We start from the raw sequence: 24,108 nt of genomic DNA on the forward strand, positions 1-24,108 counted from the left end.
ACCGCCCGGCTCGCGCTGGAACACCTCCGCGCTGAGCAGGTCCGCTGCGCGACGTGGTCTTCTTGGCCGCGTGGAGAGGGCCTGCCACTTGTTTTGGTGGAGGGCGGCGTGCCAGTTGAAGATCCTGGCCATGACCGCGGCGCGCTCGCGTTCGGCACACCACGCGAGCTCGCCGCGGTCACCTCGCCTGCGAGCGCACCGGGGGCTGGGCGCTCACCCGGGCAGCAGCTCCGTCACCAGCCGCGACAGCTGGCGGATGTTGCGGCACTCGTACATCGGCACCACCTTCGCGTAGCGCAGCGCGGCCGAGTCCCCGGTGCCCCAGAACGTCTCGCCCTCGGGGTTGAGCCAGTACACGTGCCGCGCGCGCTCGACGATCAGGCGCAGCGCGCCGAGGTTGGGATCGCCGTAGTTGGTGCGGCCGTCACCGAGGATCAGCACGCTCGTGCGCGGGCCGAGCGCGTCGGCGAACCTTTCGACGAAGCTGCCGAGCGACTCGCCGTAGTCGCTGCTCATGCCCCACCTGGTGACCCTGGCCTGCGACAGGATCCGCGTGGCCAGCCCCTCCGGCTCGTCGCGGCCCGCGCTCACCAGATCGGTGATCTCGTCGGTGAGGCCCACGAACGCGAAGCTGCGGATCTTGCTGAACTGGTCGGCCAGTGCCTGCGTGAGCAAGAGCGTGAACTGCGCGAACCCGGCCACCGACCCGGACATGTCGCAGAGCACCACCAGCTCGGGCCTGCCGGGCCGCCGCTCGCGCAGCACCGGCCGCATCGGCACCCCGCCCGTCGCCAGCGACCGCCGTAGCGTCCGGCGCAGGTCGATCTGCCCTCGGCGGGCCCGCCGCCTGCGTGCCGCGAGCCGCGTCGCGAGCTTGCGCGACAACGGCTGGATCGTGCGCCGCATCGCCGCGAGCTGCTCCTTGGTCGCGCTCGTGAACGTCACCAGATCGGTCTGCGACGCCACGGCGTGCCGCGCGATGCGCTCCCGGCCGCGCAGCTCGGCCGTCCGGCGGCGAGCCTCCGCCTGTACGTGCTCACGGAACGCCGTGAGACGCGAGCGGGCCTCGCGCTCGGCGAGCGCCGCACCGAGCCCTGCGTCTCCGTCGCCGGGCCGGGCCGCCCGCATCGCCGCCAGTACCCGGCTGAGCAGCGCCTCCGGTCGCACCTCGCCGAGCGTCTGGTAGGCCGACCAGCCGCTGAGCCGCTTCGAGCCGGTGCCGTTGGCTCCCTCACCGCCGCTGCCCACGTCGCCGTACTGTCCGAAGGCCTCCACCCCGGCCGCCGCGAGCGCCCGCAGCCGCGCCTCGTCTCCCTCCGCGAGCGCGGCGACGAGCGCGTCCCGCAGCTCGTACACATCGGACGGTCGGTCGGCGGCCGACTCCGCGGACCCGACGGCCATGGGGAAGTAGAGGTCGAACACCGCGTCGAACACGCCCCGCTGCCCGGACCGCCGCAGCACCGTCGAGGCAAGCGCCTCCCGCAGCCGCGCCCGGTCGGCGAGCCCGAGCACGCCCACCGCGGCCGCCGCGTCGACGGTCTCACCGGGCCCCACCTCGACCCCACGCTCGCGCAGCGCACCGACGAAGTCGACCAGCCGCGCCGGCAGCACCTCGGTGGTCATGGCGAGGCCGGGTCCAGCAACTGGTCGAGCCGCAGCTCGGCGGCCGCCTTGCGATGGTCGGACTGGTACTTGAGGATCACGCCGAGGCTGCTCTCGACGATCTGCTCGTCAAGGCTGTCGGCGCCGAGCGCGAGCAGCGTCCGGGCCCAGTCCACGGACTCCGCTATCGACGGCGCCTTACGCAGGTCCATGTCCCGCAACGCGCCCACGACGCGTACGAGCGACTCGGCGAGCGTCGCGTCGAGACCGGGCACCTGCATGGTCACGATGTCCCGCTCGAGCTCTGGCGTGGGGAAGTCCAGGTGCAGGAACAGGCAGCGCCGCTTGAGCGCCTCCGAAAGCTCGCGGGTGGCGTTGGACGTCAGCAGCACGAACGGCCTGCGCGCCGCGGTGATCGTGCCCAGCTCCGGCACCGTGACCTGGAAGTCGCCGAGCACCTCCAGCAGCAAGCCTTCCATCTCGACGTCGGCCTTGTCGGTCTCGTCGATCAGCAGCACCGTCGGATCTGGGTTGCGGATCGCCGTGAGCAGGGGCCGGGGGAGGAGGAACTCCTCGCTGAACACGTGGTCGCGGGTCTCCTGCCAGCCTTCGTCCCGCGCCGCGGTGATGCGCAGCAGCTGCTTGGCGTGGTTCCACTCGTACAGCGCCCTCGACTCGTCGATGCCCTCGTAGCACTGGAGCCGGACCAGCTCGCTGCCCGTGGCAGTGGCGAGCGCGCGGGCCAGCTCGGTCTTGCCGACACCCGCGGGCCCCTCGACCAGCAGGGGCTTGCCGAGCCGGTCGGCCAGGAACACGGTGGTGGCCACAGCCGTCGAAGCCAGGTAGCCGGCCCCGGCCAGGCGCTCGACGACCTCGTCGACCGAGGCGAACAACGGATCTTGCACGAGTCCTCCCGGGGACGAGTGGATCCGCTCATTGTCGTCACGCCAAGAGATCGCCGCGCCCTGTTGGTGTCCCAAGTCACGTCAGCTGCCGACGCCGACCGGCCTGCGGACGGTGGCCGGATCGTCGAGGGCGGCCAGCATGGCGTGGGCGAGGTCGGCGCGCGAGATCTTGTGCCTCTTCGCCACGTTGGCGCCGATCTCGCGAGCGTAGGCGCCGGTGAGGGGGCCGTCGGTGAGCTGCGGCGGCCACAACACGGTCCAGTCGGTGTCGCTGCGGGCGATCTCGGCCTCCATGCGGGCGAGGTCCGCGTAGACGTCCTTCAGCGCCGTCAGCAGCACGCGCCGGACACCGCGGAAGAAGAGGCTTTCTCCGGGTGGAACGGGCCCCACCGGCATCGCGCTCACGGCCACGAACCGCCGGACGCCCGACTCCGCCATCGCGGTGAGGATCGCGGTGGTCCCCGCCGTGGCGATCCCGGCGCCGCTGCGACTGCCGGCGCCGAGCGAGGACAGCACCGCGTCGCGGCCCTCCACCAGCGGCCGCAGCGCGCCGGCGTCGGTCACGTCCGCGGTCACGACCTCCAGTGAGGCGTGGCTGATCGGCAGCCGGGCCGGATCGCGAACCACTGCCGTGACCGCGTGGCCCGCGTCGAGCGCCTGCCGCACGAGCTGCTTTCCCGTGCCGCCGGTCGCGCCGAAGATCGTCAGCTTCATCGCCGCTCCTAGGTGGGTGAGTATTTACTCACCAGAGTAGCGCCCGTTCGCGCGGCCAGGGCAGGGCTGGCGCGGCCCCTCTTGGCGTGAGCGGCGTCTCGCTGACCGGTCAGTTCTGCCGATGAGTCTGTCCGGCCCGCGAAGTCTCCCCATCAGCACACAGCACAGGAGGAGCCACGTGAATCAACTGCTGAGAGTCCAGAACTTCAACGTCTCGCGGGACGGATACGGCGCCGGTGAACACCAGAGCCTCGAGCAGCCGTTCGGCCACGCCGACCCTGGCGACATGTTCGCCTGGGCCGGTGCCACGGCGAGTTGGCCCATGCGCGCCGATCCCGGCGGCAGCCGCGGCCTCGACGACTACTTCACGCGAGACTTCGCCCGCAACATCGGCGCCGAGATCATGGGCCGCAACAAGTTCGGCCCGCAACGCGGCCCCTGGCGCGATCACGAATGGCGCGGCTGGTGGGGCAACGAGCCCCCGTTCCGGACCCCCGTGTTCGTGCTGACCCACCACACGCGTCCTTCGTTCACCCTCTCCGACACGACATTCCACTTCGTCGACGGCGATCCGGCCACGGTCCTCGATCTGGCACGGAAGGCGGCGGGGGGCAAGGACGTCCGGCTCGGCGGCGGGCCCACCACCATCCGGCGGTTTCTCGACGCAGACCTCGTCGACACCATGCACGTGGCGGTCTCGCAGGTGGAGCTCGGATCCGGAGTCCGGCTCTGGGAGTCACCCGATGAGCTGCTTGACCGGTTCCACCTCGAGGTCGTGCCCAGCCCGAGCGGCGTGATCCACCACCTGTTCTGGCGAAGGTGACGCAACGGCCTCAGCCCGGCCGGCCGCATCTGCCGAGCACGACGGCGGTGCCGTCGGAGGTGACCACTCGCGGGGCCAGGCCCGCGGCCGCGAACGCCTCGACGGCCGCGGGCGCCTGCCGCACACTCGTCTCGATCAGCAGGTGACCACCGGGTGTCAGCCACGGGGGAGCACCTGCGGTGACTCGGCGCAGGACATCGAGGCCGTCGGTGCCGCCGTCGAGCGCGCCCCTCGGCTCGTGCAACCTCGCCTCGGGTGGCAGCAGGGCCACCGCCGCGGTCGGCACGTACGGGACGTTGGCGACGAGGACGTCCACACTGCGGCGCAGGGGAGTGGGCAATGCCTCGTAGAGGTCGCCCTCGTGCACCTGTGCGCCTGCGGGAACGTTGCGACGCGCACAGCGGACCGCGACCGGGTCGACGTCGGCGGCCGTGAGCGAGATCGGCCCGGCAGCCGCGGCGATGGCAGCACCGACCGCGCCGGAACCACAGCAGAGGTCGACGACGACCGAGCCGGGGCGAGCGTGGGCGGCGGCCTGCCTGGCGAGGAACTCGGTGCGCCTGCGGGGCACGAACACGCCGGGCTCGAGCGCGATGCGCAGACCGCAGAACTCGGCCCAGCCGACGAGGATCTCCAGCGGTTCGCCATGACTGCGCCTGCGAACCAGCGCGGCGAGCTCCGCGGGCGTCCGCGCGGCCGCCGTGAGCAGTTCGGCCTCGTCCTCTGCGAACACACATCCGGCGGCGCGGAGAGCGGCAACGACTGCGGGAAGCTTCACTACCTGGAAACGCTACCGGAGCGCGGAGCGGGGCAGCCCTCAACTCAGCTACTTAACATAATGTAGCTTATCGGCGTTCTATGAGTGGGTGGGAGAGAGGCCCCCAAGGCCACCTTTGTTGCGTTCAACGCAACAAAGGTGGCCTTGGGGGGCGATCAGTCAGGCGCCCACGTAGTCCGCGAGGTGTTCGCCGGTGAGCGTCGAACGCTTGGCGACGAGGTCGGCAGGCGTGCCTTCGAAGACGATCCGCCCGCCGTCGTGACCCGCGCCCGGACCCAGATCGATGATCCAGTCCGCGTGTGCCATCACGGCCTGGTGATGCTCGATCACGATCACCGACTTGCCCGAGTCCACGAGCCGGTCCAGCAGGCCCAGCAGCTGCTCGACATCGGCCAGGTGCAGGCCGCTCGTCGGCTCGTCCAGCACGTACACGCCGCCCTTCTCGCCCATGCGAGTCGCAAGCTTGATCCGCTGGCGCTCACCGCCGGACAGCGTGGTGAGCGGTTGGCCCAGCGTGAGGTAGCCGAGGCCGACGTCGGACAGGTGGGTCAGGATCTTGTGCGCCGCGGGCGTCTTGGCCTCGCCGTCGCCGAAGAACGCCTCGGCCTCGGCGACCGACATGCCGAGCACCTCGCTGATGTCGCGGCCACCGAACTTGTACTCCAACACCTCCGCCTGGAACCGCTTGCCCTCGCACACCTCACACGGCGCGGAGACGCTGGCCATGATCCCCAGGTCGGTGAAGACGACACCGGCGCCGTTGCAGTTGGGGCAGGCGCCCTCGGAGTTGGCGCTGAACAGCGCGGGCTTCACACCGTTGGCCTTGGCGAACGCCTTGCGGATCGGCTCCAGCAGCCCCGTGTACGTCGCCGGGTTGCTGCGCCGCGAGCCGCGGATGGCGGTCTGATCGACCGATACCACACCATCCCGCCCGGACACCGAGCCGTGGATCAGCGAGCTCTTGCCCGAGCCCGCGACGCCGGTGACGACCACCAGCACGCCGAGCGGGATGTCCACGTCGACGTTCTGCAGGTTGTGGGTATCCGCCCCGCGCACCTCGAGCTTCCCCGACGGCGTCCGCACGGACGGCTTGAGCGAGGCGCGGTCGTCCAGGTGCCGCCCGGTGAGCGTGTCGCTGGCCCGCAGACCCTCGACGGTGCCCTCGAACACCACCTGACCACCGTTGGTGCCCGCGCCGGGGCCGAGGTCCACGACGTGGTCGGCGATCTCGATCGCCTCCGGCTTGTGCTCCACCACGAGCACGGTGTTGCCCTTGTCCCGCAGCTGCAGCAGCAGGTTGTTCATCCTCCGGATGTCGTGCGGGTGCAGCCCGATCGTCGGCTCGTCGAAGACGTAGGTCACGTCGGTCAGCGACGACCCGAGGTGGCGGATCATCTTCGTGCGCTGCGCCTCGCCGCCCGACAGCGTGCCCGAAGGGCGGTTGAGCGAGAGGTAGCCCAGCCCGATCTCGACGAACGAGTCGAGCGTGTGGCGCAGCGCCGCCAGCAGTGGCGCGACGGACGGTTCGTCGAGACCACTCACCCACTCCGCGAGGTCGGTGATCTGCATGGCGCAGGCGTCGGCGATGCTGATCCCCTTGATCTTCGAGGATCGGGCTTCCGCGGACAGCCTGGTGCCATCGCACTCCGGGCACGTCTGGAACGTCACCACGCGCTCCACGAACGCGCGGATGTGCGGTTGCATCGCGTCGACGTCCTTGGAAAGGAACGACTTCTGGATCTGCGGGACGAGACCCATGTAGGTCAGGTTGATGCCCTCAACCTTGATCTTGGTCGCTTCCTTGTAGAGCAGGTCGTTGAGCTGTTTCTTGGTGTACTTCTTGATCGGCTTGTCAGGGTCGAAGAAGCCGCTGCCCCGGAAGATGCGGCCGTACCAGCCCTCCATGCTGTAGCCGGGAATGGTGACCGCGCCCTCGTTGAGCGACTTGTTCTCGTCGTAGATCTGGGTCAGGTCGATGTCGTTGACCTGACCCCGGCCCTCGCAGCGCGGGCACATGCCGCCGACGATGTTGAAGCTGCGCCGTTCCTTCGTGGTGCGGCCACCCTTCTCGAAGGTGACCGCACCCGCGCCGCTGATCGAGGCGACGTTGAAGGAGAACGCCTGTGGCGAGCCGATGTGCGGCTTCCCCAGCCGGCTGAAGAGGATGCGCAGCATCGCGTTGGCGTCGGTGGCGGTGCCGACCGTGGACCGGGGGTCGGCACCCATCCGCTCCTGGTCGACGATGATCGCCGTGGTGAGCCCGTCCAGGACGTCGACCTCGGGCCGCGCGAGCGTCGGCATGAAGCCCTGGATGAACGCGCTGTAGGTCTCGTTGATCAGGCGCTGCGACTCCGCGGCGATCGTGCTGAAGACCAGCGAGCTCTTGCCCGACCCGGAGACCCCGGTGAAGACCGTCAGCCGGCGCTTCGGCAGCTCGACGTTGACGTCCTTGAGGTTGTTCTCGCGCGCGCCGTGCACGCGGATCATCTCGTGACTGTCGGCGGCGTGCGGTTCGGCCTGCTGCGCCTTCGGTGCCTTCGATCTGGCCGCCTTGGCTCTCGTGGCCTTGGTCATCGGTGTCTCCATCGGGGTCGAGCGGTGTCGAGCAGTACGTCGAGCTGCGATTCTGGACTGTTACGTGAACGTCAGGGCAGCTGCTGGATGCGGATCATGTTGCCGGAGGGGTCGCGGAAGGCGCAGTCACGAACCCCGTATGGCTGGTCGATCGGCTCCTGGACCACCTCGGCGCCGGCGGCCTGCAGCCGGTCGAACGTGGCGTCGACATCCTTGGTCGCCAGATTGACGCCTCCGTAGGTGCCCTTGGCCATCATCTCGGCGATGGTGCGGCGCTCCTCGTCGGTGATGCCGGGGTCCACACCCGGTGGGTGCAGGACGATCGACGTGCCGGGCTGGCCGGGTGGGCCGACGGTGATCCAGCGCATGCCCTCGTACCCGACGTCGTTGCGGACCTCGAAGCCGAGGATGTCGCGGTAGAACTTCAGCGCGGCGTCCGGGTCGTCGTGTGGGAGGAAGCTCGAGTGAATGGTGATGTCCATGCCGGTCACGCTATCCGTGGCCGCTGAGCCCGCGCTTCTCGATTCCTGATCGGTCCGCTGCCCGTTCGGGTGTACTCCCCTGTCGCCTCCCCGGCGCGCCCTCAAAACGTCACCGTGACGTATTGGGAGCGGCAGGCTGGATGCCGGGTCAGCGGAGCTGTTCGAGTTCGTGGGCGGCGCTGGCCAGTTCCGCGGCCATGCGGCGGATCTCGTCGGTGGACGCGCCGTCCTCGGCGGCCGTGACGACGTCCTCGGCGGCGCACCGCAGCTGGAACAGCCGGTCCTGAAGTGTGGCGATCTCGGTGTCGGACAGCACTACGGCATCCTCGGGCAGGCCCGTGCGCTGGACGGCCGCCCGTCGTTCGTAGGCTCGCTGGCGGCACGACTGACCGCAGTAGCGCCTCCTGCGACCGACCGTCCCGCTCTGCTCGAGCCTGCGGCCGCACCAGCCACAGTGCTTCGGCACCGGGGCGCGCAACTCCCGCAATTCGTCACGTGACGCAACAGCGGGTCCAGCCAGATCGCTCACGTGTCAGACCCTAGCTCGCCACCAATTGCTCATGCCGAGGCCACGCCGGGGCGGCACACTTGAAGCGTGCCGACGCCACCGCATCCCTATCTCGCCGAGCCGCGCCCCCGCGCGTTCGCACACCGGGGCTGGCATCTGGACGAAATGTCCGAAATGGAAAACTCCCTCCCCGCGTTCCAGCGTGCCGTCGCGGAAGGCTTCCGGTACGTCGAAACCGACGTCCACGCCACCTCGGACGGCGTCGTCGTGGTGCATCACGACGCGCTGCTCGACCGCACCACCGACGGCACCGGACCGATCGCACGGCAGAGCTGGCGCACCGTGAGCAGAGCGAAAGTCGGGGGCAGGGCACCGATCTCGCGCCTGGAGGACGTCCTTGAAGAGCTCCCCGGCGCGTTTTTCAACGTCGACGTCAAGGCGGCCGGCGCGGTGGAGCCGTTCGTCCGTGTGCTCGAACGACTCGACGCCTTCGACCGGGTCGCCGGGGCGTCCTTCTCCGACGCCCGACTCTCCCGGCTGCGCAAGCTCGCCGGGCCGCGGCTCATCACCTCGCTCGGCCCGCGTTCGGCCGCCATCCTCTGGGCCAACGGCTGGCTGCCGTTCCTGCGCCTCGGTTTCCTGAGCCGGGGCGCGCTCGCGCAGGTGCCGGTACGGCAGGGACGGATGACCATTGTGGACAAGGCTTTCCTGCGCTCGGCGCGGAAGGCGGGCGTCGAGGTGCACACGTGGACGATCAACGACAAGGAGCACATGCGCTCGCTGCTGGATCTCGGCGTGGACGGCATCGTCACCGACCGCCCGGACCTCCTGCGGGAGCTGCTGATCGAGCGCGGCGCCTGGCCCTCGGTCAACGGCCACAACCCCTAGCGCGGCGCCTTGCCGCTCCAGGCCGCCTTCCAGGTCTTCGGGCCGAGACGTCCCGAGTCGTTGATGCCGTTGGCGCGCTGCAGCTCGAGCACGGCCTTGCGGGTCTTCTCGTAGTAGCAGCCGGTGCCCTGGAAGCCGTAGCCGAACGCGTTCATCCGCAGCTGGAACGCGCGCAGTTCCGGCGCGCAGTCGCCGTACGCGTAGACGACGCCCGGCCAGGCCGGCTTCACCGGCTTCGCGGGCGCGGGCTTGCTGCCGCTGATGTAGGCGGAGTCGGAGTAGCTCGGCTTGACCTTGCTGCGCGCATCGCGGTCGTTGACGAGGCCAAGCATGCCGGCGCACTCCCAGGGCTGCCAGCCGCGCATCCGGTACAGGTAAAGCGCGCGGTAGTCCTGCTCGGCGCGCGTGGCCTGGTCGGGCCTGCCCGTACCGCCGACGCTGCGCCAGGTGGGCAGGTCGAACTGGTAGGCGCCGTAGTACCCGTTGCCGGTGTTGACGGTGTAGCGGTCCGTCGACTCACACATGCGCAGCTTGGCCCACGTGTCCGGCGACGGATCTCCCGCGGCCGGCACGCTCAGCGCCACCGGCAGGCCGAGTGCCACCCCCGCCACGAGCAGAAAGCGCACTACCAGTCGTTTCGCCGTACCCGCCCAGTGCCTGTCCATGACAGCACACTAAGCAAACCGGACAATGAGCCACAAGAGTCACACCAAAAACAACAGTATCTCATACCACAGACGGGGGATGCGATGACCGACACGCCGTCGCACCGGCTTCTGCCGTGCTATGGCCAGGCAGTACTCTCCGCTCACTCGCCGACTCGCACTGCAGGGAGCACCGCATGACCGTCACCCCGCAGGGCCCAGCGCCGGCCGCCGACGCCGGGGAACGCAAGCGGGAGCAGCGCGGCTGGTACTTCTACGACTGGGCGAACTCGACGTTCTACACGTCGGTCATCACGGTCTTCGGCGCGTTGTACATGAGCTCGGTGGCAGCCGACGACGCGAAGCGCGATCTCGCGCGCAACGGCCCCAACCCGTGCGTCGACGCGCAGGGCGACGAGAACAACCTTCAGAACTGCGACGTCTCGATGTTCGGCCTCGAGTTCCCGGCCGGCTCCCTGTGGGGCTACCTGCTCTCGGTGGCCACGATCATCCAGGTGCTCGTGCTGCCGATCACCGGAGCGATCGCCGACCGCAGCCAGTACAAGAAGCGCATCCTCGGCGGGTTCGCACTCCTCGGCGCGACGGCCTCGGCGCTGCTGTTCTTCGTCGCGGACGGCCGCTGGCAGCTCGGCGTCGCCCTCTACATCCTCGGCAACATCGGATACGGCGCGTCGATCGTCACCTACTACTCGTTCCTGCCCGACATCGCCACGCCCGACGAGCGGGACGCGGTATCGGCGCGCGGCTGGGCGTTCGGCTACCTTGGTGGAGGCGTGGCGCTGGCCCTGCAGCTGGCGTTCTACCTGAGCCACGAGTCGTTCGGCATCACGCAGTCCACCGCGGTGCGGATCTGCTTCCTCAGCTCCGGCGTGTGGTGGGCGGTGTTCACGATCATCCCCCTGCGCAGGCTACGGGAGCGGCAGGCCCCGCATGGCACCGAGCGCGGCCTCGGCGTCGTACGGGCCGGCTTCAGGGAGCTGCGCGACACGATCCGGGCGGCGCGGGCGTTCCCGCTCACGCTCGCGTTCCTAGGCGCGTACCTGATCTACACCGACGGCATCTCGACCGTGGTGACGGTGTCCGCCCAGTACGGGACCGAGGAGCTGCGCTTCAGCGACGAGGTGCTCATCGCGACGATCCTGGTGATCCAGTTCGTCGCGTACTTCGGCGGTATGGCCCACGGGCTGGCCGCACGCCACTTCGGTGCCAAGAAGACGATCCTCGGCAGCCTCGTCGTCTGGATCGCCGTGATCGCGTCCGCGTACTTCGTGCAGGAGGGCCAGGCGCTGCAGTTCTACGCCGTGGCGGTGGGCATCGGGCTCGTGCTCGGCGGCACCAACGCGCTGTCGCGCTCGCTGTACAGCCAGATGATCCCCGCGGGCAAGGAGGCCCAGTACTACTCGCTCTACGAGATCGGCGAGCGCGGCACGTCGTGGCTGGGTCCGCTGCTGTTCGCCGGTGTCGGGCACGCCACGGGCTCGTTCCGGTACGCGATCATCGCGCTGGTGGTCTTCTTCGTGGTCGGGTTCGTGCTCGTGGCGCTGGTTCCTGTGAGAAGGGCCATCGCGGCGGCGGGTAACCGGGAGCCTGCCGTGCTGTAGCCGCCGGGCCGGATAGGGTCGCTCGACGTGACCGCCGTGGAGAACGAGAATTCCGACCCGACCGACGCGCTCTCGTCCGCCCCGGCGTGGGGTGCCCGCAGGGAGCTGCCGATCGCGGGCAAAGTGAAGTTCTGCTACGGCCCGATGGACTGCGGGAAGTCGACGCTCGCTCTTCAGATCGACCACAACCTCGCCCGGCAGGGGCGGCAGGGCCTGTTGCTGGTGCGGCACGACCGCTCCGGCGCGCCGCGGATCACCAGCCGGATCGGGATCACGCGCACTGCGGTCGAGGTCGAGTCGGACACCGACCTGCGCGCGCTGGTGCGGGAGGCGTGGGCGAGCGGGCGGCACGTGGACTACCTCATCGTGGACGAGGCGCAGTTCCTCTCCCCCGCCCAGGTCGAGCAGCTCGGTGAGCTGGCAGACGACGCTCACGTGGACGTCTACTGCTTCGGGATCGCGACGGACTTCCGCAGCGAGCTGTTCCCCGGCGCGCGGCGGCTGTTCGAGCTGGCCGACGAGTTGCAGCCCGTGCAGGTGGAGGTGCTGTGCTGGTGCGGGCTGCCCGGCCGGTTCAACGCGCGCGTGCGGGACGGCCGGGTGGTGCGCGAGGGTGACACGGTGGTCGTGGCCGACACCGGCGGTACGGCGAGGTCCACCGCTGAGGTGAATTCGGTAACGACACGCGCGCAGGCCGAAACGGCTACAGTCCGTTACCAGGTACTTTGTCGTCGCCACTTTCGCCGAGGCGATTTGGGGCCAACGGTGTCCCACCAGGGGCAGCTGCGGTTGACCTGAGTGGCTGCTACCTAGCCCAAGTGGGGGATATCCCCAAGAAGAGAGGCATTTGCGCGTCACGCGGAGACGGTGAACGTCTCCCACTAGAGAAAGCTGTTCCCGAGGGTGATGCAGCTCATCATGAGTAACGACATGGTCGGTTGGGAATTCAACGACCCGTAACCTCGTTGCACAGGGTGAGCACCGCCCTGGCTCCCTGGCTGGGAGCCGACTGAAAGGACCCACTCATGGCCGACCGTGTTCTCCGTGGAAGCCGGTTGGGAGCGGTCAGTTACGAAACCGACCGCAATCACGACCTCGCCCCCCGGCGCACCGTGCGTTACTCGTGCCCGAAGAACCACGAGTTCGAAGTGCCGTTCTCGGACGACGCCGAGATCCCTTCCGTGTGGGAGTGCCGCCTGCACGGCACCGAGTCGGAGATCGTGGACGGCGGGCAGCCCGAGCCCAAGGAAACCAAGCCGCCGCGCACGCACTGGGACATGCTGCTCGAGCGACGCTCCATCCCCGAGCTCGAGGAGCTGCTCAACGAGCGGCTCGCCGAGCTGAAGGGTCGAAGGGGCACGCGCGCCTGACGGCCACCGGCCACGCACCGCTCCCACCAACAGCAGAGCCCCCGCGACCTCTCGCCGCGGGGGCTCTGCCCTGTGCTGGACCCGTCGTCAGCGGCCGAGGAGCCTGCGCAGCTGGCCCAGCCTGCGCTGGAGGCCCCACTGGGCGACCTTGAGCGCGGCCTCCCCCATGATCGCGCCGCTCATCTTCGACTCGCCGACCTCGCGGTCGGTGAACGTGATAGGCACCTCGACCACCTCGAAGCCCTGTTGCACGGTGCGCCACGTGAGGTCGATCTGGAAGCAGTAGCCCGTCGAGGCGACCTCGTCGAGCGCGAGCTTCTCGAGCACCTCACGGCGGTACGCGCGGAAGCCGGCGGTGTTGTCATTGACGCCCATGCCGAGGGCGAGCCGGGAGTAGAGGTTGGCGCCGCGCGAGATGAACTGCCTGGACAGCGGCCAGTTGACGACCGCTCCGCCCGGCACGTACCGGGAGCCGATCACGAGGTCCGCGCCCGCGAGCGCGTCGAGGATGCGAGGCAGGTCCTCCGGCGCGTGGGAGCCGTCGGCGTCCATCTCCACCAGCGTGCGGTAGTCGCGGGCGAGTCCCCAGCGGAAGCCGGCGATGTAGGCGGCCCCGAGGCCCGCCTTCTCGGTGCGGTGCAGGACGTGAACGCGGTCGTCGGCGGCCGCGAGCTTGTCGGCGAGCTCGCCGGTGCCGTCGGGGCTGCCGTCGTCGACCACGAGCGCGTGCACCTGCGGCAGCGTCGCGTGCAGCCGCTGCAGGAGTGGCGTGAGGTTCTCCCGCTCGTTGTAGGTCGGGATGATCACCAGCACGGGGTCGATCTCCTCCCTGTGCTGCGTGCCCTCCGCCATGCTTCTCCCCTTCTATCGCGTGTGGTCCGCGCTGGCGCGGCGCGTGCGCGACCGGAGCACGAACCCGGCGACCACCGCGATGAGCGCGGCCCCGACCAGCACGTACTCGGTCGACGCACCGAGTCGATCCGACAGCGTAGTCTGCTGCCGTAATGGCACGTCGGCCACCAGTGACCCCGCGGTGAACAGACCGGTCTGCTGCGTCACGCTACCGTCCGGCTGGACGATGGCGCTGACCCCGCTGGTCGCCGCCACCACCGCGGCGCGGCCGTGCTCGACGGCACGCACACGCGACATCGCCAGCTGCTGGTAGCTCATCTCCCCCGGGCCGTACCAGGCGTTGTTGGTGGGCACGACGAGCAACTGCGCCCCCGCCGTCGTCGCCTCCCGGGAAACGTAGTCGTAGGCCACCTCGTAGCAGATGACGGGCCCGGCCCGGGTGCCCGCGACGTCGAGTGCGCCGGGTTCGGTGCCCCAGCGCATGTCCACCGTGTCGTCGAGGAACGGGGTGAACCAGCTCGCTATGGGGCGTAGCGGGATGTACTCGGCGAAGGGCACGAGCTCCTGCTTGACGTAGCGCTCCCCCTCGCCCTCGCCGGGCCGCCACGCGATGACGGCGTTCTCGGTCCTGCCGTCGGGCGCGCGATAGGCGCCGCCGATGAGCGCGGGCACGCCGAATTCGTCGACCATGGCGTCGAGCGCCGGATCGGGGCCGTCGACCTCGGTTGCGGTCTCTGGCCACACCACGAGGTCCGGGCGCGGCAGCTCGCCCGTCCTGATGCGCTCGGCGAGCCGCTCGCTCTCGGCCAGGTGGTTGGCGCGGATGACGTCGCGGCGGCCGAGCAGGTCGAGGCCGATGTCGGGGGCGTTGCCCTGCACGATGGCGACGGTGCGGGTGCCCGCCTCGGGGCCGGTGCCGACGGTCGGCCACACCGCCAGGCCAACGGTCACGGGCAGGATCGCGGCGAGGCCGGGAACGAGCAGGCGGCCGGGGCGCGCGCCGTGCTCGCGGATCCCCATGATGAGCCACGCGAGCCCGAATCCGGTGACCACCACGGCGAAGCCGACGAGCGGAACCCCGCCGATCGAGGCCAGGGAGAGGTAGGCGCCTTCGGGCTGGCTGAAGCCGACGCGGCCCCAGGGGAAGCCGTTGGCGGGCCAGCGGGAGCGGGCGAACTCCTGGAGCAGGAACACCATCGCGAGCCACACCGGAGCGCCGGGCAACCGGGCGGCGAACGGCATGAGCGCGCAGGCGAGGCCGATGTAGACGGCCAGCACGGTGGAGAGGCCGAGCCACGGGGCGGAGCCGAAGTCGTCGCCGAGGAAGTCCTGGATCCACAGCAGGTGCGGCAGGAAGAACGCGAGCCCGAACACGGTGCCGTAGCCGGCGCTGCCCCACATCCTCCTGCCATGGAGCACGAGCCCGAAACCCGTGAATGCGAGCGGAGCGAGCCACCACAACGGGCGCGGCGCGAAGCTGGCGAAGAGGATCAGTCCGGAAGCGACGGTCAGCGCGAGCCGGGCGAGCACCGGCAGGAGCCGACGGCTCCTCGGGACTGGCTCGTGACGCTCGGTGGAGAGGGGCGCTTCGGCCGCGGCAGTCACCTCGACAGCGTAACGCGCGGGCAGATCACGTCACTGTGAGTGGGTGAATCGTTGGAGGCCGGTGACCCGGAGGAGTTCAAGAGCCGACGCCGTGCGGGTGCCGGGCGCGGCGGAGTAGACGAGCACGAACTGGTCGTCCTCCGGGACCGAGAGTATGTCGCAGTCGAGGGTGAGCGTGCCGAGTTCGTGGTGCTGGACGGTCACGCTGCCGGAGCGCAGGCGTCCGGAGCGGGCGGCCCGCCAGAGCCGGTCGAACGTGGCGCTGCCGGTGCGCAGCTCGGTGACGAGGCGGGCGAGGTCGGGGTCGCCGGGGTACCGGGCGTGGGCGGTGCGCAGGCAGCCGACGCAGTCGGCGGCCGACTCGGCGTCCGGGTTCGGGGTAGGACCGAGGAACCGCTGCCAGATGAGGTTGCGCCGGGCGGGCGGCCATTCGGAGAGGTCCCCGAGCAGCGCGGCGGCGAGCGGGTTCCAGGCGAGTACGTCGGACTTGGCCGACAGCACGAGGGCGGGCAGGTCCGACATGCGGTCGAGCAGCCGCAGCACGCTGGGCCGGACCAGCATCGGAACGCGGCCGTCCTGCGGCGGAGCGGCGCCGCCGAGCCGGAACAGCGTGTCGCGGTCGTCGTCGGACAGCCGCAGGGCCCTGGCGAGCGCGGTGAGCACCTGCACCGAGGGCCGGGGGCCTCTGCCCTGTTCGAGCCGGGTCACGTAGTCGACGCCGAGTCCGGCGAGCTGGGCGACCTCCTCGCGGCGCAGCCCGGGCACCTGCCTGCGGGTGCCCGCCGGCAGGCCGACATCGGCGGGCTTGACCCGCGCCCGCGCGGTCCGCAGCACGGCGGCCAATTCGGCTCTGTCCACGACCCCATCATGCCGGGCGGCACAGGGTTCGGGGTGGTACTCGCAGACCCATGCCGGAGAGGTCCTGGTGCGCGGCGGCGAGCTCGGCGACGCTGGGGCACGAAGCATTCCGACCGACCGCAGTGAAGGCCACCATCACTGCGTTGAACGCAGTGATGGTGGCCTTCACTGCAGTTGCTGTACGGGCTGCCCGGCGTCGCTGGCGGCGGTGGACATGAGCACTGTTTCGAAAGAGGGGACCTTTCGTGGTGACCAGCAAGGGAGACACCGTCCTGTCGCTCGGGATGCATCCGAGCGCGATCGACTTCAGCCGCTACCCCGAGATCACGGAGGAGATGCTGATGGCCCGCATCGAGGCCGGTGAGGCGGCTCTGCGCGAGGCCGGGTTCGACATCGTGCCGTGCCGCCTCACCTCCGACGACGCGGACGACGCGGAGAAGAAGATCCGCGAGGCCGTCGCCGCGCGGCCGGTGCAGGTGGTGGTGATCGGCGCCGGGCTGCGGATGGCCGAGGAGTACACCCTGCTGTTCGAGCGCGTCGTGAATCTGCTGGTGCAGCTCGTGCCCGGGATCAGGTTCTGCTTCAACACCTCACCGGAGACGACCATCGACGCGTTGCGCCGGTGGGCTCGGCCCGCCTACGGGCGCTCGTAGATCACCTCACCGGCGCGGACGGTGCGCAGGCAGCGGGGCAACGGCGCGCCCGGTTCGAGCGGCGGCAGCCCGGGCACCTGTGCCCTGGGGTCGGTGGACCAGCGCTGCACGCGAGAGTCGGGCGTGGCGACGACGAGGGCGTCGGACTCCCAGACGGCGTAGTGCGCGGGCGCGCCGGGCACGAGGCTGCCGGTGACGCCGTCGTTGACCCCGGCGGCGCGGTGCCCGCCCCGGGTGTGCGCGTTGAAGGCGGCGCGGGCGGATACCCCGGCGCCCGGCGTGTGGTGGTGCACGGCCGCGCGGACGCTCGCCCACGGTTCGAGCGGCGTCACGGGGGCGTCGGAGCCGAACGCGAGCAGCACACCCTCGCTCGCGAGCGTCGCGAAGGGGTTGAGCTCGGCGGCGCGCTCGGCGCCGAGCCGGGTGGCGTACATGCCGTCGTGACCACCCCAGGCGGCGTCGAACTGCGGCTGCACGGACGCCGTTACGCCCCAGCCCGCCAGCGCCCGGGCCTGTTCGGCATCGATCATCTCGACGTGTTCGAGACGATGGCGCCTCCCGGCGAGGGCGCGCTGGCCGACGGTCTTCTCCGCCAGCCGGAAGCCCTCGACGACCTCGGCCACGGCTGCGTCGCCGATGACGTGGAAACCGGCCTGCAGCCCCGCTTCGGTGCAGGCGGCGAGATGCCCGGCGATGGTCTCGGCGTCGAGGTAGCGGGCACCGCGGTTGTCCGGCTGGTCGGCGTACGGCTCGTGCAGTGCGGCGGTGTGCGAGCCGAGCGCGCCGTCGACGAAGAGGTCACCGGCGAGGCCGCGGGCGCCGAGCCGCGCCGCGGTGTCGGCCGCGCCGAGCTCGCCCCAGTAGGCGACGACCTCGGGGAGGCCGGACTCTTCCGCCAGGCGCAGGAGGTCGGAGAGGTCCGCCTCGCCGGAGATGTCGGGGCCCGCGCATTCGTGGACGCTGACGATCCCGGCTGCCGCCGCGGCGTGCAGGAAGGCCCGCTGGGCGCGGTGGCGCTGGCCGGGGGTGATCGCGGCGCGCATGGCGGCGCGGACGAGGTGGTGGGCGTCGCGCGTGAGGGGTCCGTCGGGTGACCAGCCGTCGGCGTCGCGGGCAGTCGGTGCCAGTTCGATCAGCGCGCTCGACACGAGCGCGGAGTGCACGTCGACCCGGCTCAGGTACACCGGCGCGCCGCCGGCCGCCTCGTCGAGCTCGGCGCGGCTTGGTAACCGGGGGTTGGTCCACGCGGACTCGTCCCAGCCGTGGGCGCAGAGGACCTCGCCGGGGGTGACGGCGGCGCGCACGGCGGCGAGCAGCTCGCCCGCGTCGCGGACCTCGGTCAGATCGACTCCGGTCAGGTGCAGGCCGGTCGCGGTGGCGTGGACATGCGCGTCGACGAATGCGGGCGCCACGAACGCGCCATCGAGTGGCACCTCCTCGGCGCCGGGGTGCAGGGCGCGACCGGGTCCGTCCTGGCCCACCCAGACGACCGTGCCGTCGGTGACCGCCATGGCCGTGGCGTCGGTCGAGCCGGGTGTGTGGATCCGCCCGCCGAGCAGGAGCGTGGTCTTGCTGGTACTCACGGCGAGCAGTCTGCCAGGCCACCTCGCGACGAGAAGATTTGCATCATATTGATTGTATGGCAGGATATTTTAACGCGTGAACCGACATGAGGAGCAGATGTGACTGCGATCCAGGAACCTGCCATCGATGCCGGCGACCAGCCGTACACCTACCGGCGTGCCGAGCTGGCCGAACCCGACTGGCGTCGCTTTCCGGGCTGGCGGGACGTCACCGAGGCCGAATGGCGCGACGCCCAGTGGCAGCGGGTGCATTGCGTCCGCAATCTCCGGCAGCTGCGCGGCGTGCTGGGCAATCTGGTGGCGGACCGGTTCTACGACGACCTCGCCGCCGACCAGCGCGAGCTGGCGACGATGTCGATGCTGCTGCCGCCGCAGATGCTCAACACCATGGCGCCGCAGGCGGGCACGGACCCGGAGACGGTCACCGACGCCTTCTACGCGGATCCGGTCCGGCGTTACATGCTTCCCGTGCGCAGCGACCGCGACGACGTCTGGCCGAGCCACCCGCACTCCGAGCGCGATTCGCTGCACGAGGCCGAGATGTGGGTGGTGGAGGGCCTCACGCACCGCTACCCCACCAAGGTGCTCGCGGAGCTGCTCTCCACCTGCCCGCAGTACTGCGGGCACTGCACGCGGATGGACCTCGTCGGCAACTCCACCGAGCTCATCGACAAGCACAAGCTGACCCTCAAGCCCGTCGACCGGCAGGACGCCATCATCGGCTATCTCCAGCGCACCCCTGGCGTGCGGGATGTCGTGGTGTCGGGCGGCGACGTGGCCAACGTGCCGTGGCACCAGCTCGAGGCGTTTCTCATGCGGCTGCTCGACGTCGAGACCGTGCGCGACATCCGCCTGGCCACCAAGGCGCTCGCGGGCCTGCCGCAACACTGGCTGCAGCCGAAGGTCGTGGAGGGCCTCGCGCGGGTCGCGGGCACGGCGCGGCGGCGGGGGGTGAACCTCGCCATCCACACCCACGTCAACCACGCGCAGTCGGTGACCCCGCTCGTCGCGGAGGCGGCGCGCACGGCGCTCGAGGTCGGGGTGCGGGACGTGCGCAACCAGGGCGTGCTGCTGCGCGGCGTCAACGACACTCCGGCACAACTGCTGGACCTGTGCTTCGCGTTGCAGGGCGAGGCGAACATCCTGCCCTACTACTTCTACCTGTGCGACATGATCCCGAACGCCGAGCACTGGCGGCTCGCCGTGTGGGAGGCGCAGGAGCTGCAGCACGCGATCATGGGCTACCTGCCCGGGTACGCGACGCCGCGGATCGTGTGCGACGTCCCGTACGTCGGCAAGCGCTGGGTGCACCAGCTCGCCGAGTACGACCGCGAGCGCGGGATCTCCTACTGGACCAAGAACTACCGCACCGGCATCGAGCACCACGACCCCGAGGCGCTGCGCCGCCGCTACCCGTACTACGACCCGATCTCGACCCTGCCCGAGTCCGGGCGCGCGTGGTGGGCCGACAACGCGGGGCGATGACGCGCCTCAGAAGTGCCGCAGCAGCTCGGGAAACGCGCTCAGGCGCAGCACGCCGGGATCGTTGGGGTCCAGCTCGCTGTGCTCCAGCACCCACGTGTTCTCGTTGGGGATGAACACGGCGCCGAGCCCGGCCTGCCTCGCGGGCAGGATGTCGGACTTCGGTGAGTTGCCGATCATCCACGTCGCCTCGGGCGCGAGCGCGTACTGGCGGGCGAGTTCGTGGTAGGTGCCGGCGTCCTTCTCGGCGACGATGTGGATCCCGCCGAAATGCCGCTCCAGCCCGGAGACGGCCAGCTTCCGTTGCTGCTCCTCCGTGTCGCCCTTGGTGAGCAGCAACAGGTCGTGGCGCTCGCCCAGCGCGTCCAGGGTGTCCGTGACTCCCGGGATCAGCTCGATCCGGCCTTCGACGAGCGCGACGGCCAGCTCGTCGATCCGCCGCAGCTCCTCGCGCGTGGCCGGCCGCTCCCGCAGCCGCGACACGCAGTCGCCGAGGCTGCGCAGGAACACCTTGCTGCCGTAGCCGTGCGCGGCGGAGTTCGCGCGCTCGATGTCGTCGAGGATCTCGCGCAGCTCGGCGCGGTCGAGGGTGGGGTGCGCGAGCCAGTCGAGGAAGTCGTCGATGACCCGCTCGAAGAGGACGTTGTTCTCCCAGAGCGTGTCGTCGGCGTCGAAGATCAGTACCTGCTTCTCGTGTCGTGCGCGCACGGCGCGAGTATCGGCGGCGGGCCCCGACGGCCGCCACTCGTTTTCTTCTAGACTCGACCGCGATGGCCAGATCTCGCTGGTGGCTCGCCGCGTTCGCACTCGTCGGGGTCGCCCTCCTCGTTGGAGTCTTCGTTCTCATCGGCAAGGACGAGCAGCAGCCCACCGAGAGGCCTGGCCCGCCCGGCCGTGGTCCGTTGACCGTGGTGGGGCTCGGCGACAGCACGATGTCCGGCGAGGGCGCCGGCGACTACACCGCCGACACCAACGGCCGCGACGGCAACTGGTGTCACCGCTCCCCCAACGCCTCGGTGCACCACGTGGATGTGACGAGCATCGTGAAGTCGGTGAACCTCGCGTGCTCCGGTGCTCCCTCGGGCCACGTGGCGCTGGGCGACGTGCGGCAGTGGACGGAGCCCTCGCAGGCGCAGCAGCTGGCGGAGCTGGTGAAGAGCCATCGCGTGTCGGCCGTGGTCGTGGCCGTCGGCGCCAACGACGACCCTCGGTTCTCGCGGCTGATCTCCGAGTGCTTCACCTCGTGGTTCATGGACAACGGCGATCCGTGCAGCGAGCGGATCAAGAACGACTGGCAGTCGCGGATCGACAAGATGGTGCCGAAGGTCGTCGGCGCGCTGGAGGACATCAAGAAGGTGCTCCGCACCGCGGGCTACGACCGCGACGACTACCAGCTGGTGCTGCAGTCCTATGCGGCGCCGATCGGGCCGGACATCCCGGAGAACCTGCGCAACCTCAACGGCTGCCCGTTCCGCACCGAGGATCTGCGCTGGGTCAAGGAAACCGGCGCGACTTCGCTGTCGGCGGGCCTGCGGCAGGCGGCGTCGGAGGCCGGCGCGCGGTTCCTCGACCTCTCCCGCGCCGGGGACGGCCACGAGGCGTGCTCCGGTGGTCGCGACGCGAGCAGCGAGTGGTTCACGCGGTTCACGGTCCAATGGGACGACCTCTCCGACGCCGAACGCGCGACCCACGCCATCCAGGAGTCGTTCCACCCCAACGCCGCGGGGCACGAGCAGTTCGGCCGGTGCCTGAGCGAGTTCCTGACCACCAATGACGAGTCGGCGGCCTGTCTGGAGGGCGAGGACGGGAACCTGCACGCCGCGCCGTCGGTGCTCGCACAGAGCCGAGGCTGACCGCCAGGAGCGTCCTGAACGACCCCGCCCGTGGCGAGCGGCGATCCAGACGGTGACCTCGCAAGGCGGAGGATCGCCCTCGCACTGGGCCGCACGTGGGTGACCCGACAACGCAGCGAGTTCAGCGCGCTCCTAGAGATCGAGGGCGGCGCGCAGCGCGCTGTCGATCTGCTCCTGCACGTCGGTGCCGATCGCGGCGATGCGGCGGTCGAGCCAAGGCCGGTAGATCCGGGTGAGCTGCAGGGTCGAGATCCAGAACCGGCCGTCGATCGCGACACCGAGGATGTCCTGCGGGTCCTTCTCCAGCAGTTCGGTGCCCAGCAGCCAGGGCCGCTCGGACTCGTTCACGCCGTCCGAGGAGAGCAGCAGGATCGCGCGGGGGCGGGCAGGTCGCGTGGGTGGGTGGTAGGTCCAGACTTCACCCCTCCGCACGCAGGTCCTCCAGCGCGGCCGCGATCTCCGCTTCGTCCGTCTTCGCCGCGGATTCGGCCGACTGGGCTGCGTGCGGGTGGTAACCGGTGCGGACGGCCTCCCTGCGGGCGGCCTTGGACAGCCAGGACGACACCGAGATGCCGTGCGCCTTGGCGGCCCGTTCGGCGAACTCGAGCGCACCCGCGTCCAGCGACAAGGTCACCTTACGTGTTGCCATACCTTTTACCGTACTCCCGTGCGCCCGCGACGGACAGGGCCGCGTGCGGGCTAGAGGTTCGGCGAGCGGCCCTCGAACGGCGTGGAAAGCACCACCGTGGTGCGCGTGGACACCTTCGCGGCCTCCCGGATCTTGCGCAGCAGGTCCTCCAGCGCCAGCGGCGAGGCCACCCGCACGAGCAGGATGTAGGACTCGTCGCCCGCCACGGAGTAGCAGGACTCGATCTCGGTGATGTGCTCCAGCCGCTGCGGGTAGTCGTCGGGCGCGGCTGGGTCGTTCGGTGTCAGGGAGATCAGCGCCGTGAGCGGCAGGCCGATCTGCTCGCCGTCGAGCCGGGCCGTGTAGCCGCGGATCACCCCGCGCTGCTCCAGCCTGCGCACCCGCTGGTGCACGGCCGACACCGACAGTCCGACCCGCTCGGCGAGGTCGGTGAAGCTGCGCCTGCCGTCGGCGGCCAGCTCCCGCACGATCGCCTGGTCCAGCGGTTCGAGCCCGGCGCCGGTCATGAGTCGAGCACGACCAGCTCGTGCGGCCGCTTGTTGAGCGACTCGGCGCCCGCGGAGGTGACCACGACGATGTCCTCGATCCGCGCTCCCCAGCGGCCGGCCTGGTAGATACCGGGCTCGACGCTGAACGCCATGCCTGGTTCGAGCGGGAGGTCGTTGCCGCCGACGATGTAGGGCTCCTCGTGCACGTCGAGACCGATGCCGTGCCCGGTGCGGTGGATGAAGTACTCGCCGTACCCGGCGTCGGTGATGATGTCGCGCGCTGCCGCGTCCACCTCCTGCGCCGTGGCACCGGGGCACACCGCCTCGACGGCGGCCTGCTGCGCGCGCCGCAGCACGGCGTAGGTCTCGGCCACGTCGGCGTCGCGGGGCTCACCGACCGCGTAGGTACGGGTGGAGTCGGAGTTGTAGCCCTCGGCGATCGGGCCGCCGATGTCCACCACCACCACGTCGCCCCTCTCGATGACGCGGTCCGACACGTCGTGGTGCGGGCTCGCGCCGTTCGGCCCCGAGCCGACGATCACGAAATCGGCCGCGGTGTGACCCTCCTCGACGATCGCGGCGGTGATGTCGGTGCCCACCTCGGCCTCGGTGCGGCCCGGACGCAGCCACTCGCCCATGCGCGCGTGCACGCGATCGATGGCCTCCCCGGCCTTGCGCAGTGCGGCGATCTCGGTGGCGTCCTTGCGCATGCGCAGTTCCCGCAGCACCGGCCCGGCCAGGCACTGCTCGGCGTCGCCGACGGCGGCCCGCAGGGCCAGCACGTGCAGCGCGGCCATCATGTCGCTCACGGCGACGCGACCGGGCTTGCCGAGGCGGCCGGCCACGAGCTGGTACGGGTCGTCGCCGTCGACCCACGTCACCAGCTCCACGCCCAGCTCGTCGAGCGGGACGTCGGAGTAGCCGGGGGCCTCCAGCTTCGGCACCACCAGCGCGGGTGGCCCGTCCCCGGCCGCGGGGATCACGAGCGTGGTGAGCCGCTCGAACGACCCGCCCGCCTGGCCGATCAGGTAGCGCAGGTCGGAGCCGGGCGCGATGAGCAGCGCGTCGGTGTTCGCGTCGGCGGCGGCGCCGCGAGCCCTGTCGAGGCGGGCGCGGAGGCTGGCGGCGTCGGGGGCGGGGTTGTGCAGCGATCGGCGCGACATGGCGCTGAGCCT

The 24,108-nt window shown here is 70.5% G+C and carries 25 protein-coding genes; 8 read left to right on the forward strand and 17 right to left on the reverse strand.

From position 1 onward, the window contains the following. Positions 1–213: 213 nt before the first annotated feature. The 3 genes from FCN18_RS08850 to FCN18_RS08860 all read right to left on the reverse strand — a co-directional run bounded on the left by FCN18_RS08850 (position 214) and on the right by FCN18_RS08860 (position 3,221). Complete coding sequence (locus FCN18_RS08850; protein WP_137094342.1) at positions 214–1,623, reverse strand: vWA domain-containing protein; 1,410 nt, start codon at positions 1,621–1,623, stop codon at positions 214–216. Beyond that, positions 1,620–2,507 (reverse strand): AAA family ATPase, encoded by an 888-nt coding sequence (locus FCN18_RS08855; RefSeq protein WP_113641555.1) that lies wholly within the window; start codon positions 2,505–2,507, stop codon positions 1,620–1,622. Before FCN18_RS08855 ends, FCN18_RS08850 begins: the two co-directional genes overlap by 4 nt. A gap of 81 nt (positions 2,508–2,588) precedes the next feature. Beyond that, positions 2,589–3,221, reverse strand: a complete 633-nt coding sequence (locus FCN18_RS08860; protein WP_137094344.1) for an NAD(P)-dependent oxidoreductase — start codon at positions 3,219–3,221, stop codon at positions 2,589–2,591. Positions 3,222–3,399: 178 nt separating this feature from the next. Between FCN18_RS08860 and FCN18_RS08865 the strand changes: the two genes are divergently transcribed. After that, a complete protein-coding gene (locus tag FCN18_RS08865; RefSeq protein WP_137094346.1) occupies positions 3,400–4,044 on the forward strand; it encodes a dihydrofolate reductase family protein in 645 nt (214 codons plus the stop codon). 10 nt (positions 4,045–4,054) lie between these two features. On the opposite strand, the gene FCN18_RS08870 is transcribed toward FCN18_RS08865, so the two are convergent. From FCN18_RS08870 to FCN18_RS08885, 4 genes are all read right to left on the reverse strand, one after another. Continuing rightward, positions 4,055–4,822, reverse strand: a complete 768-nt coding sequence (locus tag FCN18_RS08870) for a putative protein N(5)-glutamine methyltransferase (protein WP_137094349.1) — start codon at positions 4,820–4,822, stop codon at positions 4,055–4,057. A gap of 159 nt (positions 4,823–4,981) precedes the next feature. Beyond that, complete coding sequence (locus FCN18_RS08875) at positions 4,982–7,396, reverse strand: ATP-binding cassette domain-containing protein (protein ID WP_112270438.1); 2,415 nt, start codon at positions 7,394–7,396, stop codon at positions 4,982–4,984. Between the two features lie 71 nt (positions 7,397–7,467). Beyond that, positions 7,468–7,878 (reverse strand): VOC family protein, encoded by a 411-nt coding sequence (locus FCN18_RS08880; RefSeq protein WP_112270436.1) that lies wholly within the window; start codon positions 7,876–7,878, stop codon positions 7,468–7,470. Between the two features lie 148 nt (positions 7,879–8,026). Further along, positions 8,027–8,407, reverse strand: a complete 381-nt coding sequence (locus tag FCN18_RS08885) for a hypothetical protein (RefSeq protein WP_199542812.1) — start codon at positions 8,405–8,407, stop codon at positions 8,027–8,029. A 66-nt stretch (positions 8,408–8,473) separates the two neighbouring features. Here FCN18_RS08885 and FCN18_RS08890 point away from each other — a divergent pair, with 66 nt between their 5' ends. After that, positions 8,474–9,274, forward strand: coding sequence for a glycerophosphodiester phosphodiesterase (locus FCN18_RS08890; RefSeq protein WP_112270434.1), 801 nt, complete (start codon positions 8,474–8,476; stop codon positions 9,272–9,274). Here FCN18_RS08890 and FCN18_RS08895 read toward each other — a convergent pair. Continuing rightward, positions 9,271–9,939: a transglycosylase family protein gene (locus FCN18_RS08895; protein WP_112270432.1), complete on the reverse strand. Its 669-nt coding sequence runs from the start codon at positions 9,937–9,939 to the stop codon at positions 9,271–9,273. The genes FCN18_RS08890 and FCN18_RS08895 overlap by 4 nt on opposite strands. Before the next feature lie 176 nt (positions 9,940–10,115). Here FCN18_RS08895 and FCN18_RS08900 point away from each other — a divergent pair, with 176 nt between their 5' ends. From FCN18_RS08900 to FCN18_RS08910, 3 genes are all read left to right on the forward strand, one after another. Further along, positions 10,116–11,540 carry an MFS transporter gene (locus FCN18_RS08900; RefSeq protein ID WP_112270430.1) on the forward strand — a complete coding sequence of 475 codons (1,425 nt, stop codon included), beginning with the start codon at positions 10,116–10,118 and terminating at the stop codon, positions 11,538–11,540. Positions 11,541–11,567: 27 nt separating this feature from the next. Further along, entirely contained in the window at positions 11,568–12,338 is a 771-nt protein-coding gene (locus FCN18_RS08905; RefSeq protein WP_112270428.1) for a thymidine kinase, read from the forward strand. Between the two features lie 227 nt (positions 12,339–12,565). After that, the gene (locus FCN18_RS08910; protein WP_110336043.1) at positions 12,566–12,910 is read left to right on the forward strand and encodes an RNA polymerase-binding protein RbpA; all 345 of its coding nucleotides are present in this window, start codon (positions 12,566–12,568) and stop codon (positions 12,908–12,910) included. A gap of 87 nt (positions 12,911–12,997) precedes the next feature. Here FCN18_RS08910 and FCN18_RS08915 read toward each other — a convergent pair whose 3' ends face one another. From FCN18_RS08915 to FCN18_RS08925, 3 genes are read right to left on the reverse strand one after another with little or no spacing between them, the layout of a single operon-like run. Next, positions 12,998–13,762, reverse strand: coding sequence for a polyprenol monophosphomannose synthase (locus tag FCN18_RS08915; protein WP_112270426.1), 765 nt, complete (start codon positions 13,760–13,762; stop codon positions 12,998–13,000). Positions 13,763–13,774: 12 nt separating this feature from the next. Beyond that, a complete protein-coding gene (gene lnt / locus FCN18_RS08920; protein ID WP_113642553.1) occupies positions 13,775–15,367 on the reverse strand; it encodes an apolipoprotein N-acyltransferase in 1,593 nt (530 codons plus the stop codon). 30 nt (positions 15,368–15,397) lie between these two features. Next, a complete protein-coding gene (locus FCN18_RS08925) occupies positions 15,398–16,225 on the reverse strand; it encodes a helix-turn-helix transcriptional regulator (protein WP_137094351.1) in 828 nt (275 codons plus the stop codon). 248 nt (positions 16,226–16,473) lie between these two features. Between FCN18_RS08925 and FCN18_RS08930 the strand changes: the two genes are divergently transcribed. Beyond that, positions 16,474–16,878 carry a hypothetical protein gene (locus FCN18_RS08930; RefSeq protein ID WP_228713778.1) on the forward strand — a complete coding sequence of 135 codons (405 nt, stop codon included), beginning with the start codon at positions 16,474–16,476 and terminating at the stop codon, positions 16,876–16,878. Here FCN18_RS08930 and FCN18_RS08935 read toward each other — a convergent pair. Continuing rightward, positions 16,863–18,461, reverse strand: coding sequence for an amidohydrolase (locus FCN18_RS08935; protein ID WP_137094353.1), 1,599 nt, complete (start codon positions 18,459–18,461; stop codon positions 16,863–16,865). The two genes, FCN18_RS08930 and FCN18_RS08935, sit on opposite strands and share 16 nt — an antisense overlap. 99 nt (positions 18,462–18,560) lie before the next feature. Between FCN18_RS08935 and FCN18_RS08940 the strand changes: the two genes are divergently transcribed. Further along, positions 18,561–19,946, forward strand: a complete 1,386-nt coding sequence (locus FCN18_RS08940) for a KamA family radical SAM protein (protein ID WP_137094355.1) — start codon at positions 18,561–18,563, stop codon at positions 19,944–19,946. Between the two features lie 6 nt (positions 19,947–19,952). On the opposite strand, the gene FCN18_RS08945 is transcribed toward FCN18_RS08940, so the two are convergent. Then, positions 19,953–20,651: an HAD family hydrolase gene (locus FCN18_RS08945; protein WP_137094358.1), complete on the reverse strand. Its 699-nt coding sequence runs from the start codon at positions 20,649–20,651 to the stop codon at positions 19,953–19,955. Between the two features lie 62 nt (positions 20,652–20,713). On the opposite strand from FCN18_RS08945, the gene FCN18_RS08950 reads away from it, so the two are divergent. Next, positions 20,714–21,796, forward strand: coding sequence for a GDSL-type esterase/lipase family protein (locus FCN18_RS08950; protein ID WP_137094360.1), 1,083 nt, complete (start codon positions 20,714–20,716; stop codon positions 21,794–21,796). Positions 21,797–21,928: 132 nt separating this feature from the next. Here the strand turns inward: FCN18_RS08950 and FCN18_RS08955 are convergent, their stop codons facing one another. The 4 genes from FCN18_RS08955 to FCN18_RS08970 are packed head-to-tail and all read right to left on the reverse strand — an operon-like array spanning position 21,929 to position 24,096. Further along, the gene (locus FCN18_RS08955) at positions 21,929–22,228 is read right to left on the reverse strand and encodes a hypothetical protein (protein WP_112270413.1); all 300 of its coding nucleotides are present in this window, start codon (positions 22,226–22,228) and stop codon (positions 21,929–21,931) included. After that, complete coding sequence (locus FCN18_RS08960; RefSeq protein ID WP_110336053.1) at positions 22,215–22,445, reverse strand: hypothetical protein; 231 nt, start codon at positions 22,443–22,445, stop codon at positions 22,215–22,217. The genes FCN18_RS08955 and FCN18_RS08960 overlap by 14 nt, the downstream gene beginning before the upstream one ends. Before the next feature lie 50 nt (positions 22,446–22,495). Beyond that, positions 22,496–22,951, reverse strand: a complete 456-nt coding sequence (locus FCN18_RS08965; RefSeq protein ID WP_110336054.1) for an Lrp/AsnC family transcriptional regulator — start codon at positions 22,949–22,951, stop codon at positions 22,496–22,498. Then, positions 22,948–24,096 (reverse strand): M24 family metallopeptidase, encoded by a 1,149-nt coding sequence (locus tag FCN18_RS08970; protein WP_137094362.1) that lies wholly within the window; start codon positions 24,094–24,096, stop codon positions 22,948–22,950. The genes FCN18_RS08965 and FCN18_RS08970 overlap by 4 nt, the downstream gene beginning before the upstream one ends. Positions 24,097–24,108: the final 12 nt, after the last annotated feature.

Source organism: Prauserella endophytica (genome assembly GCF_005146945.1).
Lineage (GTDB): Bacteria > Actinomycetota > Actinomycetes > Mycobacteriales > Pseudonocardiaceae > Prauserella_A > Prauserella_A endophytica.